At 55.5% G+C, this 18,737-nt stretch carries 16 protein-coding genes; 9 read left to right on the top strand and 7 right to left on the bottom strand.

The genetic code is table 11. The features are described 5' to 3' along the window. Positions 1 to 70: 70 nt before the first annotated feature. From F1728_RS08185 to F1728_RS08170, 4 genes are all read left to right on the top strand, one after another. Positions 71 to 940, top strand: coding sequence for an FAD binding domain-containing protein (locus tag F1728_RS08185; RefSeq protein ID WP_155363701.1), 870 nt, complete (start codon positions 71 to 73; stop codon positions 938 to 940). A gap of 71 nt (positions 941 to 1,011) precedes the next feature. Beyond that, on the top strand, positions 1,012 to 1,518 hold the full coding sequence (locus tag F1728_RS08180) for a (2Fe-2S)-binding protein (protein ID WP_145181349.1): 507 nt from the start codon (positions 1,012 to 1,014) through the stop codon (positions 1,516 to 1,518). After that, a complete protein-coding gene (locus tag F1728_RS08175; RefSeq protein WP_155363700.1) occupies positions 1,518 to 3,812 on the top strand; it encodes a xanthine dehydrogenase family protein molybdopterin-binding subunit in 2,295 nt (764 codons plus the stop codon). Before F1728_RS08180 ends, F1728_RS08175 begins: the two co-directional genes overlap by 1 nt. Positions 3,813 to 3,828: 16 nt before the next feature. After that, entirely contained in the window at positions 3,829 to 4,092 is a 264-nt protein-coding gene (locus F1728_RS08170; protein WP_155363699.1) for a MoaD/ThiS family protein, read from the top strand. A gap of 231 nt (positions 4,093 to 4,323) precedes the next feature. Here the strand turns inward: F1728_RS08170 and F1728_RS08165 are convergent, their stop codons facing one another. Then, positions 4,324 to 5,340, bottom strand: a complete 1,017-nt coding sequence (locus F1728_RS08165; RefSeq protein ID WP_155363698.1) for a glycoside hydrolase family 43 protein — start codon at positions 5,338 to 5,340, stop codon at positions 4,324 to 4,326. Between the two features lie 328 nt (positions 5,341 to 5,668). Here F1728_RS08165 and F1728_RS08160 point away from each other — a divergent pair, with 328 nt between their 5' ends. Next, a complete protein-coding gene (locus tag F1728_RS08160; RefSeq protein ID WP_155363697.1) occupies positions 5,669 to 6,181 on the top strand; it encodes an REP-associated tyrosine transposase in 513 nt (170 codons plus the stop codon). A 186-nt stretch (positions 6,182 to 6,367) separates the two neighbouring features. Here F1728_RS08160 and F1728_RS08155 read toward each other — a convergent pair whose 3' ends face one another. After that, entirely contained in the window at positions 6,368 to 6,748 is a 381-nt protein-coding gene (locus F1728_RS08155) for a response regulator transcription factor (RefSeq protein ID WP_155363696.1), read from the bottom strand. A 237-nt stretch (positions 6,749 to 6,985) separates the two neighbouring features. Here F1728_RS08155 and F1728_RS08150 point away from each other — a divergent pair, with 237 nt between their 5' ends. Continuing rightward, a complete protein-coding gene (locus F1728_RS08150) occupies positions 6,986 to 8,272 on the top strand; it encodes an adenylosuccinate synthase (RefSeq protein ID WP_145181356.1) in 1,287 nt (428 codons plus the stop codon). 897 nt (positions 8,273 to 9,169) lie between these two features. Here F1728_RS08150 and F1728_RS08145 read toward each other — a convergent pair. Next, positions 9,170 to 9,601, bottom strand: coding sequence for an RbsD/FucU family protein (locus F1728_RS08145; protein ID WP_145037657.1), 432 nt, complete (start codon positions 9,599 to 9,601; stop codon positions 9,170 to 9,172). A gap of 259 nt (positions 9,602 to 9,860) precedes the next feature. Between F1728_RS08145 and sucC the strand changes: the two genes are divergently transcribed. Together sucC and sucD are read left to right on the top strand one after the other, a co-directional pair. Further along, on the top strand, positions 9,861 to 11,048 hold the full coding sequence (sucC, locus tag F1728_RS08140) for an ADP-forming succinate--CoA ligase subunit beta (protein WP_145181358.1): 1,188 nt from the start codon (positions 9,861 to 9,863) through the stop codon (positions 11,046 to 11,048). Between the two features lie 112 nt (positions 11,049 to 11,160). Continuing rightward, positions 11,161 to 12,039: a succinate--CoA ligase subunit alpha gene (sucD, locus tag F1728_RS08135; protein WP_145037661.1), complete on the top strand. Its 879-nt coding sequence runs from the start codon at positions 11,161 to 11,163 to the stop codon at positions 12,037 to 12,039. Between the two features lie 93 nt (positions 12,040 to 12,132). Here the strand turns inward: sucD and ndk are convergent, their stop codons facing one another. From ndk to F1728_RS08120, 3 genes are all read right to left on the bottom strand, one after another. Further along, complete coding sequence (gene ndk / locus F1728_RS08130; RefSeq protein ID WP_145037663.1) at positions 12,133 to 12,600, bottom strand: nucleoside-diphosphate kinase; 468 nt, start codon at positions 12,598 to 12,600, stop codon at positions 12,133 to 12,135. 205 nt (positions 12,601 to 12,805) lie between these two features. Further along, entirely contained in the window at positions 12,806 to 13,984 is a 1,179-nt protein-coding gene (gene carA / locus F1728_RS08125; protein ID WP_155363695.1) for a glutamine-hydrolyzing carbamoyl-phosphate synthase small subunit, read from the bottom strand. 145 nt (positions 13,985 to 14,129) lie between these two features. Further along, a complete protein-coding gene (locus tag F1728_RS08120) occupies positions 14,130 to 14,525 on the bottom strand; it encodes an ArsR/SmtB family transcription factor (protein ID WP_145037667.1) in 396 nt (131 codons plus the stop codon). Positions 14,526 to 14,963: 438 nt separating this feature from the next. On the opposite strand from F1728_RS08120, the gene F1728_RS08115 reads away from it, so the two are divergent. Beyond that, a complete protein-coding gene (locus tag F1728_RS08115; protein ID WP_228030553.1) occupies positions 14,964 to 15,734 on the top strand; it encodes an SDR family NAD(P)-dependent oxidoreductase in 771 nt (256 codons plus the stop codon). Between the two features lie 7 nt (positions 15,735 to 15,741). On the opposite strand, the gene F1728_RS08110 is transcribed toward F1728_RS08115, so the two are convergent. Then, positions 15,742 to 18,705, bottom strand: coding sequence for a PVC-type heme-binding CxxCH protein (locus tag F1728_RS08110; RefSeq protein ID WP_155363694.1), 2,964 nt, complete (start codon positions 18,703 to 18,705; stop codon positions 15,742 to 15,744). Between the last annotated feature and the right edge of the window lie 32 nt (positions 18,706 to 18,737).

The following is an 18,737-nucleotide window of genomic DNA, read 5'->3' as shown; positions in this document are numbered from 1 at the left end:
TCACTCAGCGAGTCGAGTGCGGCTGCGAATTGAGCAAGATCAAGACAATTTGGAGAGGGACCAACCTGCGATGCGTGATTTTGAATACGAAGCACCTGTTTCCCTGGCTGATGCCGTCGGGTTATTGGCCAAAAGCAATGGAAATGCCCGCCCGCTGGCAGGGGGAACCGACCTGATCGACCATGTCCGCACCGGCCGGTTGACGACCGATCTGATTGTCGATTTGAAGAAGATTCCGGAACTGATGGCACTGGAGTTCAACGACAACGGGCTCCGCCTGGGAGCCGCGGTTCCCTGTTATCAGATTTACGGCCACCAGGGGATCGTCGATAACTATTCCGCGATCACTGACAGCAGTCATATTATCGGCGGCATGCAGATTCAGAACCGGGCCAGCGTCGGGGGGAATCTGGCGAATGCCGGTGCTGCCGCGGATTCAACACCAGCGTTAATCGCTCTGGAAGCGACCGTCGTGATTGCCGGTCCTGATGGGACTCGCGAAGTCGCGGTTGAAGATTTCTGCACCGGGCCTGGCCAGAATGTGCTGGAACCGGGGGAGATCATTGTGGAACTCCACTTCCCGCCTCGTCCCGCTCACAGCGGTTCACATTATCGGCGGTTCATTCCCCGGAATGAAATGGATATTGCCGTCGTGGGAGTCGGGGCCTCCGTGGTTCTGGATGAGAGTGGCGAAAACTTCGTTTCGGCCCGCATTGGACTGGGGGCTGTCGCTGCGAAACCGTTCCTGTGCCAGGAAGCGTATGACGCACTGGCAGGTCAGCCGGTGAATGATGAAACCATCAAAAAAGCGGCGGACGCAGCGAAGTCGGTCGTGCATCCGATTACCGATATGCGGGGCACCGAAGAATTCCGCATTCATGTGACCGGCGTGTTGACCGAACGTGTCATCAAACAGGCGGTGGAACGTGCTCGGGGATGATTCGTTTCTGCGAAGCGAAAACTCTCTCTTACAACTGAATCCCAACTGAAATTTTTAATAAGGACACTTCGATGGCGAAGAAACGGATCGTAACCGCGACTATCAATGGCCGTGAAGAGGAGTTCCTCTGTCAGCCTCGACAGACCTTGCTCGAAGTCTTACGCAATACACTCAACCTGACCGGTGCCAAGGAAGGTTGTTCCAACGGCAACTGTGGTGCCTGCTCGGTCGTGATGGACGGGAAAGCCGTCAATACCTGTATGGTTCTGGCGGTCGAAGCCGAAGGGACCGAGATCGAAACCATCGAAGGGCTTGCCCCCGGCGATGGTCTGGATCCGCTGCAGGAAGCCTTTCTGGAAAATGCAGCGCTGCAGTGCGGCATCTGCACCCCGGGCTACATTATGTCCGCCAAAGCGTTTCTGGATAAGAATCCCAACCCGACCGAAGAGGAAATTCGCTTCTCGATGGCGGGCAATCTGTGTCGCTGCACCGGATACGACAAGATCGTGCGTGCGATTCAGCAGGCTGCGGAAGTACGATGTGGACAAGCTGCCTCATGTGAAAAGGAGACGGTCTAATGGCGACAATCGATGAAACCAAAACAGATGCAGGCAGTGGTGATGCTCCCAAGTACAAAGTGATCGGCACGCGTCCGATTCGTCACGACGGAGCCGACAAGGTTACCGGTCGTGCGTTGTACGGCGCGGACATCAAGGTCAAAGGGATGATCTACGGTGCGATTCATCGCAGCCCGCACGCCCATGCCGTGATCAAGTCAGTCGATACTTCCAAGGCGGAAGCACTGCCCGGCGTTCGCGCTGTGGCGACGAGTGCCGACATGCCCGAGCCCGGTGATAAAATTGCAGAACTCGGCGAAGGAGCCGTGAATCTGAATCACCTGAGCAGCAACAACCTGGCCCGTACCAAGGTGCTCTACAAGGGACACCCGATTGCTGCGGTCGCTGCCGATAATATTCACATCGCACAGGAAGCTGCCAGTCTGATTGAGGTCGAGTACGAAGTTCTGCCTCCGGTGATGGACGTGCTGAAAGCGATGGAAGACGATGCTCCGGTACTTAACCCGGATGTGCATACAGAAGAAGCCGTTTCGGGAGAAATGGGCGACAAGCCTTCGAACATCGCCAAGCATCTCGTCTATGAAAAAGGTGATATCGCCAAGGGTTTCGCGGATGCGAAATACGTCGTCGAAAAAGAATTCCGTACCGCAACCGTGCACCAGGGTTACATCGAACCGCATGTGGCGACCTCGCTCTGGAACAACGACGGACAGATTACCGTCTGGACATCGACTCAGGGAACCTTCTCCGTTCGTCAGCAGGTTGCTGAACTGCTGGATGTGCCGCTGGCCCGTGTGAAAGTCGTGCCGATGGAAATCGGTGGTGGCTTTGGTGGTAAGATTTCGGTCTACCTCGCACCGGTGGCTGCCGTGCTGTCCCGCAAGTCGGGAGCTCCCGTGCAACTCGTGATGGACCGGGCTGACGTGCTGCAGGCAACCGGGCCGACTCCGGGTTCTTACATTAAAGTCAAAATGGGAGCCGATGCCGACGGCCGCATTACCGCCGCCGAAGCCTGGATGGCCTACGAAGCGGGCGGTTATCCCGGTTCGCCGATCGGGGCCGGCTGTATGTGCGTCTTCTCCTGCTACGATGTGCCTAACGGCCGCGTGGAAGGATACGACGTCTGCGTCAATAAGCCACGGACGAATGCCTATCGGGCTCCCGGGGCGACCAACGCTGCGTTTGCGACAGAAACGGTCGTCGATGAACTGTGCGAACAGATCGGAATGGCACCGATTGATTTCCGTCTGCTGAACGCCTCGAAAGAGGGAACCCGGCGGATCGATGGCGTGACTTATCCCCGCATCGGTCTGGTGGAAACACTGGAAGCGATCAAAAACAGCGAGCACTTTAACTCAGCCCTGGAAGGGGACAACAAAGGCCGCGGCATTGCCTGTGGTTTCTGGTTCAACGCCGGATTGAAGTCGGCTGTGACGGCGACCGTGAACTCAGATGGTTCGGTCGGTCTGCTCGAAGGTTCGACCGACATCGGCGGTTCGCGTACCGCGATCGCGATGCAGTTTGCGGAAACACTGGGAATCGCCGCGGAAGACATCAAGCCGGCTGTGGTTGATACCGACAGCGTGGGTTACACCGACGTAACGGGTGGCAGCCGCGTGACTTATGCGACCGGTTGGGCTGCTTATGAAGCGGGGAAAGACCTGCAGCGTCAGATCGTGGCTCGCGCCGCTGAACTGTGGGAAGTCGATCCGTCTGCTGTCTCTTATGAAGATGGTTGTGTCGTCGGTCCCGACAAGCGGGTGCCGTTCAAAGAGATTGCCATCGAGTTGAGTCTGACCGGCGAACCGCTGGTCGGGCGGGGCGTTTCCAATCACAATGAGCCCGGCGGTGCCTTTGGTGCCCATGTGGTCGATGTGGAAGTCGATCCGGATACGGGTAAAGTCGATATTCTGCGTTACACTGCTGCCCAGGACTGCGGAACAGCCATCCATCCCGCTTATGTCGAAGGACAGATCCAGGGTGGTGCCGTGCAGGGGATTGGCTGGGGTTTGAACGAAGAATACTGGTATGACACGGAAGGCAGCATGCGAAATGCGAACTTCCTCGATTACCGGATTCCCACCTGTTACGACCTGCCCATGATCGAAACGATTATCGTGGAAGTGCCGAACCCCGGTCATCCGTTTGGTGTGCGTGGCGTTGGGGAAGTTCCCATCGTACCGCCGCCGGCCGCGCTGGGAGCCGCGATTCACGAAGCAGTCGACGTGCGGATGTACGAGCTGCCGATGTCGCCGCCACGCGTACTGCACGAACTGTTGCAGAAACAGTCCTGAAGTAAAGGAGGCCCTGATGCCTCACCTGTTTGTTCCTCCCCTGCTCAGACCATTCTGTGAGGGGGAGGAAGAAGTGGTTGTCGACGGGAGCACCGTGCTGGAAGCGGTGCAGTCCCTCGATGCTCTATATCCGGGAACACTGGAGCGGCTCTGTCCTGACGGGAAGCTGCGGCCCGGAATCGCGGTGACCGTCGATCAGAACGTAACTCCCCGGGGGCTGGCGCAGAAGGTGTCACCCGAGAGTGAGGTTCATTTCTTGCCCGCGATTGGTGGCGGGTAAGCAAGCATACTTTCTATCAGAAAGGGTGGCCTCGGATGTAATCCGAGGTTGTCGTGAGACAACAGGAGGTTGTGGGGGACGCGTTCTGTTGCGGGAGGGCGTACCTCAAGTGCTGAATGTTGAGGTGGGTGGCTTTGCTCTGGGCTGATTGCTTTCGCTGAGACCTCCTGCTCGCTGCGCTCGGCTCGGATTGCATCCGAGCCCACCCATTCTTCTATTCTTGCCAGATAATTACTTCTTCAGCGGAAAGCCGATAGCGTCTTTCGGAGCGAAAAAGACGGTGCCGTGGCGCATCTGTTTGGCGGGGAGCTTCATTTCCGGCGTGCGGTTGGTCCAGGTCTGCAGGTCGGGGCTTGTGGCCAGACAGTAAGAGAAGTGGCTGCCGGGGGCGTCCCAGTAGAGGTACCAGAGTCCGTCGTGTTTGAACAGTGAAGGTCCTTCGCCCATCGTGTTGACAATTGAGGTACCTGCGCCGACGATCGGCGGTCCGAGCGTGGTCTCGTAAGGTCCCTGCATGTGTTTGCTGAAGACGAGCCTTAAGTTTTTGCCTCCCTGGTCGGCCGGCATTTCGTTTTTGATGACCATGACCCAGCGATCGTCGGCAGTGTCTTTGGTATTTCGATCATCGTGGGCGATGAAAGGATCGATGACGCTGATTTCGGGGGCGGGGCTGAAAAAGAGTTTCGGTTGCGTGAAGGTTTTGAAATCGCGGGTGCGGATGGCGTAAGGGCGGTGATCATGGCCGTGCTGATCCTGGCTCTGGTCCTGATCGTTGAGTTCTGTATCCAGCGTGGTGCTCCAGAGGATCAGGTATTCCCGCTGTTCCGGATCCCAGTGGATTTCGGGGGCCCAGGTGTTTTTTGCGCCGTCGCTTGCCTGCCAGACGACGATTTTGCGGGGTTCGCTCCAGTGCAGCAGGTCTTTTGAAGAGGAATAGCCAATGCTGCGTGACTTCCAGCTGGTGGTCCAGACCATGTGGAACTTACCGTCGTGGTAGACGATGGATGGATCGCGGGTCAGGCTTTCTTCGCCCCACTTCGGGGCGGGCATGACGACCTTCCCCTCGTTGAGCCAGTTGAAGCGCAGACCATCGGTACTAAAGGCGAGGTAGACACCGGTTTCACCGTTTCCCAGGAAGTAGGGGAGCAGGAAGATCTGGTTGGTGTTATCTGGTTTTTCTGCTGCGGGGAGCGTGGTGAGGAAAGAGCAAAGTAGGAGAAACAGGATGCAGGGCGTTTGCGGTTTCATGGGAGCGTCTCTTCTTTGTAGAGCGGTTTGTAGCTGGTTGTCTGGATTCAATGGTAGCGGGTGCCTTGGTTCTGATCTACTATTTGAAGGGTGACCCCGGATGTAATCCGGGGTTGTCGTGAGACAACAGGAGGTTGCGGGGGACGCGTTCTGTTGTGGGAGGGCGAGCCTCACGTGTTGAATGTTGAGGTGGGTGGCTTTGCTCTGAACTGTTCGCTTTCGCTGAGACCTCTTGCTCGCTTTGCTCGGCTCGGATTACATCCGAGCCCACCCGTTCTATTTTCGATAATCAAGTTGGTGATATGCTTTTGTTTGCTAATATGTGAACATGAACAAACGAACTCAGTTTGATGATCGGCGATACGTCCATTTCGTTACGTTTTCCTGTTACGGAAATCGGACTTACCTCGATCATGATGGTGCCAAACGTCGTCTTTTGGGGGCACTAAATCATGAACTAATGCGGCACGAGGCGATCTGTGTCGGTTTCGTGATTATGCCCGATCATGTGCATGCCCTGGTCTGGTTTCACAGGATCGGTGAACTCAGTGCTTTCATGAGAGACTGGAAACGAAGTTCCAGTCGCTCGATCAAACAGTTTTTACTTGAACAGAGCCAGTATGCAAAAATGTTTTCAAAAGAGGATCCTCTCTGGCAAAAACACTATTATTCATTTGAGATTGAATCAGAAGAAAAGATAGAAGAGAAACTAACCTACATGCATATGAATCCCGTAAAGAAAGGGCTGGCGGACAGGATTACAGACTGGAGTTGGAGTTCTGCTCGCTATTATGTGCTGGGTAAATCTGTGGGGGTTCCTGTAGGGTGGCCTCGAATGTAATTCGAGGTTGTCGGAGACAACAGGAGGTTGGGGGGACGCGTTCTGTTGCGGGAAGGCGTGCCTCACGTTCCGAATGTTGAGGTAGGAGACTTTGCTCTGAACTGTTCGCTTTCGCTGAGACCTCTTGCTCGCTTTGCTCGGCTCGGATTGCATCCGAGCCCACCCGGTTTATCAGAGAGCAGTTTATCACTCTGCATTGAGCAGTTCGTTGACTGTCTGTACGAGGTCTTCGATGTGGTAGGGTTTGGGGATGAAGCGGTCGACGCCGCGGTCGAGGGCGAGTTCGCGGTATTTGGGTTCGCTGTTACCGGTGACCATGACGATTTTGGGAGCCCGCTGCTTGTTGTTGATGATGCTGTCGAGGACAGCAAATCCGCTGCGGCGGGGCATGACCAGGTCGAGGAGGACCAGGTCGGGGGCGTCGCGTTCGATTTTCATCAGGCCTTCATTGCCATCGTGGGCGGTGAGCACCTCATACCCTTCTGCTTCGATGGCCAGCTGTAAAGGCTCTGTAAGACCCTCATCATCGTCGATGATGAGGACACGTTTTTGAGGAGAAGTGTTCATTAGCCTGGCGTTTAAATCCTGGTGTGGCCCGCGCTGGGGAAGTGTGCAGAAGGTATTATATCACCCCCGCTGGCGAAAATCCAATTATTAAGATCCAACGGACGTGTGGCGCTCCCCAAACTGGTGCCGGTTCGATAAAATGGGCCGGTGCGCGCGTGGCGTGCGCCAGTTTCGGGATGGTCCGAGATCAATATGTCTTTATCTGTTTATTCTTAAATCACGCAATGGGATAGTTTTGTGTCAGCGACGTCGGTAATCGGGTTACAGTGGGGCGATGAAGCCAAGGGCAAAATTGTAGACTTACTCTCCGAGCAACACGAGATCGTGGTGCGTTACCTGGGGGGCAATAATGCAGGCCACACAGTCAAATTTGACGGCAAGACCTATAAACTCTCCCTGCTGCCGGCAGGGGTGCTGAATCCGAATGTCACCTCCGTTATTACCGGCGGCGTGGTGATCAATCCCAAGGCGTTTCTGCAGGAAGTGGCTTCGATCGTCGAACAGAACGGGCCGATTGATCCGAGTCGGCTGTTGATCAGTGACCGGGCCCACGTGATCTTCCCGTATCATATGCAGGAAGAGAGCATTTTCGAAAAGAGCCGCAAAGAGAACGCGATCGGCACGACCATGCGGGGCATCGGAACCTGCTATCGCGACAAAGCGAGCCGGACCCATGCCATTCGGATGGGCGATCTGATGCGTCCTGACTTTTTCCGGGCTCGTCTGGAAGAAATCGTGGCTTATAAAAGTAAGATTTTCCAGGCCCTCGATCCCGAAGCAGAGCCGTTGAACGTCGACGCGATCTTTGAAGAGTATTGCGGTTATGCCGAGACTCTGAAGCCGCACGTCGTCGATACCAGTGCTTATCTGCTGAAAGCGGTTGCCGAGCAGAAGAAGATTCTGTTCGAAGGAGCCCAGGGGAGCCTGCTGGATATTGACCACGGGACCTTTCCGTATGTGACTTCTTCCAACAGTTCCGGCTGCGGGATTCACAACGGCAGTGGTGTTTCCGAGCGTTACATCAGCAAGATGATCGGCGTGGTGAAAGCCTATACGACACGCGTGGGCGGCGGTCCTTTCGTGACCGAGCTGCATGATGAAATCGGGCAGCGGATTCGCGACGTGGGGAATGAATACGGTACTGTCACCGGACGTCCGCGGCGTTGCGGGTGGTTTGACGCTGTCGCTACCCGATACGGGGCGAATATCAGTGGCGTCGACTGCATTGCCGTCATGCTGCTGGACGTGCTGAGCGGACTGGACGAACTCAAGGTCTGCGAAGCTTACGACGTGAACGGCACGCAGGTCACCGACTTCCCGAGCCACATTCTGGATCTGGAGCAGGCCAAGCCAGTATATCGCTCGATTCCCGGCTGGAAAGAAGATATCACCGGCATCCGCAAGATGGAAGATCTGCCTGAGAATGCGATCGCGTACATCAAGGCGATCGAAGATATCATTGGTAAGCCGGTTGAGATTGTTTCTGTCGGACCCGATCGGGAACAGACGATTCTGCTGAAGTAGGCGGCTGGTTCGAGTTCTGTTGAGGAGGGGTAACTCACTTTCTGTATGGGAAGTAGGAAGCTTTGCCCTGAATTACAGGTTTAAACTGGGACCTCTTGCTCGCTGCGCTCGGCTCGGATTGCATTAGAGCCCACCCGATGAATTTCTATTTAACCTGGTTGGGTGGCCTCGAATGTAATTCGAGGTTGTCGGAGACAACAGGAGGTTGCGGGGCACGCGTTCTATTGTGGGAAAGCGTGCCTCATGTTCTGAATGTTGAGGTGGGCGACTTTTCTCTGGACTGTTCGCGTTCGCTGAGACCTCTTGCTCGCTACGCTCGGCTCGGATTGCATCCGAGCCCACCCCTTTTCTTGCTGGTTTGGTTATGAATCCGGTGGCGGATGTTTACCTTTCCTGGGTTGTGCCTGCGCGTATTATTCCTGCCTTGTCTTGTTTTTACTGGTGGCTAGCGCCATTCCGCTCAGGGTTGGTGCGCAGTCCGTGGTTCCCTTGGAAGGCGAAACGAATGGAATATTTCCAGGCGGGCAGGCACGCAGGCTCTGGCCCTGCATGGTCTGTTGAGTGCAATTCGTATTTTCGAAAAGGGCGTGTGGGGGTCAAGACAGAATTTTGTCCCGATGTGGCCGGATTTTGTCCTGGTCTGTCCGGGATATTGTCCCTGTGTGACCTGTGTTTGTCCCGATTGGACCGGCTGGAAAGGGGAGAACATTGAGAACAGATGCGCGATTGACAGGTGGAAAGCGGGTGAAAATCGATGGAGATTCAGGTGTTGTTGCGTCAGTGGTGAGGGCTGTTCCGGTGCACGATCACCTGTCTCGCGCGCGAGCCAGAGGGGACCAGCATACGCAGCGGCGGGGGTGGATCAAGTTCAGTTTGTGCAGTGAAAAACGGAAAGCGTTATTCGACGACAACTCCTTTTTTCAGAATCAGATTGGCGTACAGAGCGGTTTCGCTGGTGGCGATGATGGCGTAGGCCTGGCGGGCGCGTTCGTAGAACTCGAAGCGTTCGATTTTTTCCAGCTCCGGAGCGCGGTCATCGTACTGGTGAATGAGTTCGCGATAGGTCTGCCAGATGGGGGGCTCGGCGGCCTGGTCGTCGACGGGGTTCATCAGGCCGGCGGGCTGATCGACGAACGTATCGAGGGGGAAGAACGGGAGCAGGGCGGAGAGGATTTCAGGGACGCCGTGACCATCGAGGCGGATGATACGCTGGGCGTGGGAGTCGGCGGGGAAGTTGCCGTCAGCGAGGACGATGTCGTCGCCATGTCCCATTTTCATCAGAACGTACATCAGGTCGGGGGAGATGATGGGAGGAATTCCATTGAGCATGCGGTTCACCCTGGCTGTGATTATGTGAGTGGTATTGTGTGTGCTGGAACTGATTTTGACAACTCAAAACGCAGAATCAAAGGGGCTCGTGAGAGTGATTTCCATTATGCAGAAATTTTACGTCGAAGGCGAGGATGGCTTGCTGGATATGCTGCTGTGATCCCGTTATGATGGCCTGAGTTCAAGCTGTGGGCTCGACAGAGTGAACACCGCTTTTTCTCACCGGTAGCAAGTTTTCAGGAGAAAGTCTGAAAAATCAATGAAAATTCACGAATATCAGGCCAAACAGTTGTTTCGCGAAGTCGGGATTCCCGTACCTGAGGGAATCGTAGCGAAGACCGTCGATGAAGCGGTGGCCGCATTTGAAAAACTGGATCGTCCGCTGGTGGTTGTGAAGTCACAAATCCACGCAGGGGGCCGCGGAAAAGGTCGTTTCAAGGAACATCCGGAGCAGGCTGGTGTGGTACTGGCTCGTTCTGCAGATGAAGTTCGCGAGAACGCGGAACGCATGCTGGGATCGACCCTCGTGACCGTGCAGACCGGGGAAGAAGGCAAGCAGGTCAACACACTGTTCATCGAGCAGGGGCTGGACATTGCCAAAGAGCTTTACCTGGGATGCGTGATTGACCGCGAAGCAGGCGGCCCGGTGATGATTCTCTCAACCGAAGGTGGTATGGAGATCGAAGTCGTCGCCGAAGAGTCTCCGGAAAAGATCCTGAGCGAGCCGTTCTCGATTCACACCGGACTGCTCGGTTTCCAGGCCCGCAAGCTGGCATTCAAGCTGGGAATGGAAGGCAAAACGGTTCGTCATGCAGAGAAGTTCCTCTGCCAGATGAGCCGTTTTTTCATTGATAACGACTGCAGCATGACCGAAATCAACCCGCTGGTGATCACCGGCGAAGGTGAACTGGTTGCACTGGACGCGAAGGTGACTTTCGACGAGAACGCACTCTTCCGTCACAAGTCATTCGACGAACTGCGGGACCTGACCGAAGAAGATCCGGCGGAAGTACAGGCGGGCGATGCCGGCCTGAGCTACGTCAAGCTGGACGGCAACATCGGCTGTCTGGTGAACGGGGCTGGTCTGGCGATGAGCACCATGGACCTGATCAAGCATCATGGTGGTGAGCCGGCTAACTTCCTGGACGTGGGCGGCGGAGCGAACGTCGACCAGGTCACCGAAGCCTTCCGGATCATTCTGGCTGATGACAATGTGAAAGCAGTTCTGGTGAATATTTTCGGCGGGATCATGAAGTGTGATACGATCGTGACCGCGTTACTGGAAGCTTATGAAAAGGTTGGTTTCACGGTACCCCTGGTGGTACGACTGGAAGGGACCAACGTGGATACCGCCCGGAAGATGCTGGCAGAGAGTGGTCGGGATATTATTTCCGCAAACGACCTGACCGACGCCGCTCAGAAGGTTGTGGCCACTTTGAGTACTTAGTACAGGCGGGCGACCTGTCTGTCAGGTCGCCGCTCGTGTGACGTGGTTGTTTTGCAAAAAGCGATCTTAGCCATCTTTTAATAAAACACATTTCCCGCAAGGGTGACAGATTATGAGTATTTTAGTTACTGAAAAGACACGCGTCATTTGCCAGGGGATCACCGGTAAATCCGGGCTGTTTCACAGCCAGCAGTGCCGGGAATATGGCACACCGATGCTGGGGGGCGTGACTCCCGGCAAAGGGGGAACCGAGGTTGATGGTTTCCCGGTATTCAACACCGTGGAAGAAGCGGTCGAGAAGACCGGTGCCAATACCAGCCTGATCTTCGTGCCACCTCCATTCTGTGGCGAAGCGATCATGGAAGCTGCTGATGCGGGTATCGAACTGATCATCGCGATCACCGAAGGTGTTCCCGTCACCGATATGGTACGGGTGATGGAATACCTCAAAGACAAGCCGAGCCGTCTGATTGGTCCCAACTGCCCGGGTGTGATTACTCCCGGGATCGCGAAGATCGGCATTATGCCCGGTTACATTCATACGCCCGGTTCCGTTGGCCTGATCAGCAAGAGTGGTACGCTGACTTACGAAGCGGCCTGGCAGCTGGGGAACATTGGTCTGGGGCAGAGCACGGCGATTGGTATTGGTGGTGACCCGATTATCGGGACGACCTTCATCGATCTTTTGGAGATGTTCCAGAACGATCCTGCGACCGAGTCGATCATGCTGATCGGTGAGATCGGGGGAACCGCTGAAATCGAAGCAGCGGAATACATCAAAGAGCATGTGACCAAGCCGGTTGCCGGTTTCATCGCCGGTAAAACAGCGCCTCCCGGAAAACGGATGGGGCACGCTGGTGCGATTATCAGCGGCGGTAGCGGAACAGCGGATGAGAAGATTGCCGCTCTGGAAGCAGCCGGTGTCGTTGTGGCGGAAAGCCCGGCAGACATGGGTGCTGCGGTCAAGCGGGCGATTGAGAAAGCCTCTTAATCGTCTTTAACAGACAGCCAAAAACAACAGGGCCGCCGGATTTAACCGGTGGCCCTGTTGTCGTTATATCAACTTGAACGGAGCAGCAGACGACTATTTTTCGTCGTCAGCACAGACCCAGGCGCTCAGTGAGGATTCGTAATCGACCAGTTCTTCGGGTTTGAAGTAGATCGGAATTTCGCGGGCAGCAGCTTCGGGGCCGTCGCTGCCGTGAACGAGGTTCATCTGGCGGCTGACGCCGAAGTCACCCCGGATGGTGCCTGGAGCGGATTCGCGACCGTTGGTGGATCCCATCATGGAGCGGACGACGGAAATGGCTTCCGGTCCTTCAGCGGCGATGGCGATAACCGGGCCGGAGGTGATGAATTCTTCGAGCAGCGGGTAGAACGGCTTTTCCACATGTTCTGCGTAATGTTCGGCGGAGAGTTCCTTGGTGACCTGCATCAGTTTGAGGCCGACAATTTTGAGGCCTTTGTTTTCGAAGCGGGACAGGATGGTGCCGGCGAGCCGGCGCTGAACCGCATCGGGTTTAATCAGGATCAGGGTGCGTTCGAGAGCCATGTGGAGTTCTTTCTATCAAGTCGATGGTCTGTATGAAACGGAGGGATCGGAATTCCCTCGCTGTACTCACTGGAATTTTGTATTGGGAAACTTAACTTATTGGCGGGGGATGCCTGGCTGGTACGGAATTTCCACGCCAGCCGGTTGAATTGAAATGAAAAATGCGATTCATTTCAACCCTGATATAGAGGATAAAATGCGGCGATCAGGAAGAAACCCGTGTTTGACAGATGCTGTCAAAAAACTGTTTGAACAGGTAATGACTGTCGTGGGGGCCGGCCGAGGCTTCAGGGTGGTATTGCACACTGAAGGCAGCATGGGTTTTGTGGCGGAGCCCGGCGACAGTGTTGTCGTTCATGTTGGTGTGGGTGACTTCGACATCGTCCGGCATGGTTTCAGGATCGATGGCAAAACCGTGGTTCTGCGAGGTGATTTCCACCTGTTTCGTGTCATGGTTGAGAACAGGTTGATTTGCGCCTCGATGTCCGAACTTGAGCTTGAAGGTCTTGCAACCGCAGGCAAGTCCGAGCAACTGGTGTCCGAGACAGATTCCGAAGATGGGGACTTTGCCCAGCAGGTTACGAATCGTCTCAATGGCGTAGGTCAACGGTTCCGGGTCTCCGGGGCCGTTGGAGAGGAAGACGCCGTCCGGGTTGAGGGCGAGAACGTCTTCCGCGGTGCAGTTTCCGGGGAGAATCGTTACGCGGCAGCCGAGCTGTTTCAGGTGACGGGGGATGTTCCACTTCATGCCGTAATCGATGGCAACGATGTGGTAATTGCTTTCCGCCTGATCTTCCCCTTCGGCCATGTTGGTGACGGTTTTTCCGGAGAGGGAGTGAGTCGAACTGCTGTGGGCCAGCGGATGCAGGCCTTCATCCCATTCGCGGGCTTCCGCGGGCAGAACTTTGCTGACCAGGTCCTGGCCGACGAGTTGCGGGCTGCTCTGGGCTTTTTTGACCAGCGATTCATCATCGAGATCGACCGTGGAGAGGACGCCGGTCATGGCGCCGGAGGTTCGGATCTTCCGCACCAGGGCGCGGGTGTCGATTCCCTGCAGTCCGATGACGCCTGCGGCTTTGAGGTATTCATCAAGAGTCTGTGTCGAGCGATAGTTGCTGGGAATTTCGCAGAGCTCACGAACGATGAAGCCCTGCAGAGCGATTCCGCCGGACTCAATATCTTCGGGGGCGATGCCGTAGTTCCCGATCTGCGGATAGGTCATGGTGACGATCTGTCCGCAGTAAGAAGGGTCGGTCAGGATTTCCTGGTACCCGGTCATGCTCGTGTTGAACACAACTTCACCGTGGACTTCTCCGTCCGCACCAAAAGCCGTCCCTGTGAATACACTGCCATCGGCAAGGGCTAACTTCGCTGTTTTCTGCATTGTCTACACTGATCTTAAGGGATTGAAGAAATTCGGGTCAAATCTGATATGTTCTATCAAAGATTGGCGCAAATAAAAAGAGACCGGCGCTGATGGCCGGCCTCTTCGGTCGTTTTTTTCAAATTTGAATTGATTCGAAAGGGAATCAGCTCAGGTCCTGGGTGAGGACGAAATTATCGATGCGGATAATGTTCTCATTCGGATCATTAAAACTGTTGAACAGTTCAGCCATGATCGCGTGAAAATGGGTCCGGCAGATCGAATAGAAGTTGTGTTTGCCGTCGCGGCGTGCTTCAATTAAGCCTGCGTCGCGAAGGAGTGCGAGATGGTGGCTCACAGCCGGCTGGCTCTGATTCAGCCTTTCACACAAGGCAGTTACGAATAATTCTTCTTCCTGGGCCAGATAAAGCATAATCCGCAGTCGCGTTTCGTCGGACAGCAGTTTGAAGACTTTAACGAGGTTTTTCTCCAGATGATCTGGCAGCGTCGGAAAACGCTGGGTCGTTCCTTCCTGGGGCGGATCCACAAGATTTGTGGCCATATCACTAGTTTCCTTTTTTAAATTCATGCAATAGAGCTCGTTTAAAACCGGTCACTTTATATACGTGACCAGCCTGTGGGGCAAATTTGTTCGTTCCACTCACGTCAGCGTGGGGAAGTTAAATCATGAAAAACAAGCAGCCAACCGCTGGCCATACCAATTGTTCAAAACATTGTGGCCCTAAATCGCCTGTACTACATGGCGCGCAGATCTCAGCTGAAATATTCAACTACTACTTGTAATGTTGCCAGACAGGCGAAAGATGTGACGTAGGAGAGTCGCTTCAGTTCAGAAATTGAAGACCGCTCCCTTATTTCGTTGGCAATTATGGTAGTGCTCTGCCCAATCGTCAACTAGTATTTATCCAGTTTATCTAATTATTCGCGAAATAAGACTTGTTTTATGTGATTAAGTCTCTTTTTAGTAAGGGGTTATGTGGTGTCTGACTCTGCGTTCTGCGATTTGACCGGTAAGAAAGCAATGGTGACCGGGTCCTCTTCGGGCATCGGAAAAGCTATTGCACTGGAGCTGGCTGAGGCGGGGGCGGACGTGCTGATCCATTATCGGGATTCGTCCCAGGCCGCAGAAGCTGTGGTGGAAGAGATCCGGAGTCGCGGACGGGAATCAGATCTGCTCTCCCTCGACCTGGCTCACCAGGAAAAGTATGACGATTTTATAAATCGAGCTTTTCAGAAATGGGGAGCATTGGACATTTGGGTGAATAACGCGGGCGTCGATCTGCTGACGGGAGATCAGGCCAAACTGGAGTATGGCGAGAAGCTCGAAAAACTGTTCAATATTGATGTGCGGGGAACCGTTCTGCTGTCGCGTGAAGTGGGACGTCGCATGAGCGAACAAGGTCATGGCTGTATACTCAATATCGGCTGGGACCAGTCGGATCGGGGAATGGAAGGCGCCAGTGGTGAGCTGTTTGCGACCAGCAAGAATGCCATCATGGGTTTCAGTCGTTCGCTGGCGGTCTCGCTGGCACCGAAGGTTCGCGTGAACTGCATCGCACCCGGCTGGATTCTGACGGCCTGGGGTGAATCGGCGAGTGAAGTCTGGCAGGAGCGAGTCAAACAGGAAACCCCGATGGACTGCTGGGGAACTCCCCAGGACATCGCCAACATGGCGCGGTTTCTTTGCAGTCGGGAAGCGGCTTACATTACCGGACAGGTCATCAATGTGAATGGGGGCGCCGTTCGCTGAGCTTCGATTACTCGGAACCGGGTTTCGACTTCGAATTCGATTCCGGCAGCAGGTAGGCAAGCAGGTCACGAAATTCCTGGAGGGTCATCTGGTCCACCAGGCCGTTAGGCATGATCGAGGTTTTGGAAGGGACCATTTCTTCGATCTCGTCGATTTTGAACGAACGGATTTTTCCGTTGGAGTCGTAAATCGAACGTTCCTTATTATTGTGCTTGTGATAAATACCCGAGGCGGTCTGACCATCGATGGTGACGATCGTCAGTGGGAGAAAGCCCGGGTCAATATCTTTACTGGGATTGATGATCGCTTCGACCAGACGTTCCCGGTTCAAAGCGATGCGACCGTTGGTGCGAATCAGGCCGGGACCCACCTGTTGTCCGCGACCGTCGATCTGATGACAGCGGAAGCAGCCGGGGCCCTGGGGATGAAAGAAGAGACGCTGACCGGCGCGGGGGTCTGCGGGACCGGCGAGGGTCTGCATCCACTCGGAGAGTTCGTCCCGGTTCGGTTTGGTTTCTGTAGGATTCTGATTCAGAACCCGCTGAACGAGAGCGTTGGTCGCGTAGTTCTCTGCAGCCAGCTGTTTCAGGGTCGCCTGCTGTGCTGGGGTGAGTGAAGCACCTCTCAGGGTTCGCAGGGCTTCGTTGGCGACGATCGGATTCGTGTCGGCAGCGAGCTTGAGCAGAGGTTTGACATTTTCAGGTTGAGTGGCAGAGAGTCCGATGATGGCTTCCGCGCGGAGGTTGGCGTCGGCTTTTGAATTATTAGCGAGCTGCAGCAGCAGCTGACGGGCGGTTTTCGTTTTGAGATCACGGAGACTGCGGATCGCTTCGGTACGGACTCCCGCGTCAATGGATTGTGTCAGCGAGGTCAGTTTGGCTTCACTCAACGCAGGATGTTTCGCGGGCAGGAAGAGCAGGATCTGTTTTAACACTTCGGGAGACGTTTCGGGAAGATCCAGCAGGCGGGCGGCCAGTTGCTGTGCCTGAGATTTGGTGACCCACCAGTCGCCTGTCGTGCCCCGCGTCCAGTCTTTCATCACGCCATCAAGTTGCGCGATGGAAGCCAGGTAGGCTTTGAGTAAATCGGGGGTCGTAGCCTGACTGGCGAGGTCGGCGACCAGTGTTTCGCGGAATGGTTTGAGCTGATCACGGCCGATCCATTCGACGGCGAAGAAACGCACATCGGGACTGTGATCTTTGAGGGCCTGTTTCAACAGGCTTACATCGGCTGATGTATTGCTCTCTTTGAGCAGGAAGATCGCTGCCAGCCGGACGGCGGGATCGTCGTTCTGGGAGAACAACTCAGCGAGCTCTGCGTTGGTCAGTGTCTGTCGGAGCCCTTCACGGGCGGCCTGCTGCATGAACGGGTCGCTGCTGTGCAGACGCTCGAAGAGCAGGGGCAGGCTCTGTTTGTTTGAGATGCGTCTGAGGGCTGCAGCCTGGACGGCGGGGGACTGATCTGCCCGGGCAACCTGTGCGAAGTCGACCTGGTTGGCGGGAAGAATCGTGACCGCCTGTTCGCGGATGTCGGGTTCTCTGTCTTTGAGCAGGCCGGCGATGAGTGCGGGCGTCAGTTTGTTAACGCTGGCCAGGGCATTCAAGGCGACGGCCCGGACGCGAGGATCGGTATTGCTGAGGGAAACCTGGAGTTTCTCGATACCAGGCTTCTTCTGCGCGAGTAAGTTGCGCGCCGTGTTCTGACGTTGCTGCCAGTCGGGGGAAGTCAGTTGATTTTCGCGGGGAGACAGTTCCGGTTTTACGGCGCTGATCTTCCAGACGCGGCCTTTGCCATGCAGGGGGTAAGAGCGATCGGCCCAGTCGCCGACATACAGACAGCCGTCGGGACCAACGGCGATGCCCGCGGGACGGAAGTGTTCTTCACCAGCGATAACTGGCTGCGTGGTGGTTTTGAAAGAGGCACCATCGGGGGTGAGGTGGTAGCGGTCAATACGGTGTTCGCCCCAGCTGGCCACGAGCAGGTCGCCGCGATAGTCGGCGGGGAGCTGGTCGGATTCGTAGGAGATGACACCTGTAGGGGACTCACCGGTAGAAGAGGTCATGGGCAGGGTGCCGGGGGTTTCGGCGTTGACGGCGATAAAAGGTTCGAGTGTGCGACGCCGGTAGCCGTAGTCACCCCCCTGAACGATGGTCAGCAGGCGACAGGGGGGACGATTACCGGGATCGTTATCGCCAACAAACATGCGGCCGTAGACATCGAAGCAGAGATGGAAGGGATTCCAGAAGCCGGTAGCGATACGTTCGAGGCGACTGCCATCAGTGCGACAGCGGAAGATGCCTCCTTCTCCGCGCAGAGCGGGAATGCGGATGCTGCCTTTGCCGACGAGTGTTGCATCGTCTCCGTAATTCTGGCCGAGAGTGAAATAAATATTGCCGAAGTCGCCCACGAGTTCAGCGTCGGCTCCTTCGTTTTCTCCCATGCCGAAATAGATGTTGTTAAAGAAGTCGAATGCAAAGCCTGAGAAGCCGTTGTGCGGATAGGTGGCGGTGGTTTCCAGTTGAACAAGATTCTGGCGGAGGTCCGCTTTCCCGTCGTCGTCTTTGTCTCGCAGTCGGAAAATGGAGCTACGAGTGGCAACGTAGATCCAGCCATCCGGATGAGCGGCGACATTCATGGTTTCGGTCGAGCCTTCGTAGAACGTCTGAATCCGGTCGGCACGACCGTCACCTGTGGTGTCCTCCAGTAATCGAATCCGGTCCGTTTTGGGACCCTCGTAATTCTCGGGGCGAAAGTGAGTGTGACTTTCGACGACAAATACGCGTCCCCGCTGGTCAACGGTGAGGCCGGTGACAGTGACGATGTCCGGTTCGGCAGCGAAAAGTTCGATCTTGATCCGCGGATCGAGTGAGCGAGGCGGTTTGATCTCCGCTGCTGCCAGGGAGGAGAGGCTGCAGACAGCGGAGAACAAAAGAGCGGAAGCCAACAGTCGGGCTGGGGAAAGACCGGTCATGTCGTCAGATCCTGGTTGGGATTAAGGGAGGA

This window comes from Gimesia benthica (assembly GCF_009720525.1).
GTDB lineage: Bacteria > Planctomycetota > Planctomycetia > Planctomycetales > Planctomycetaceae > Gimesia > Gimesia benthica.
The sequence above is the reverse complement of the archived record's forward strand: the minus strand, read 5'-3'. Positions and strand labels throughout refer to the sequence as shown.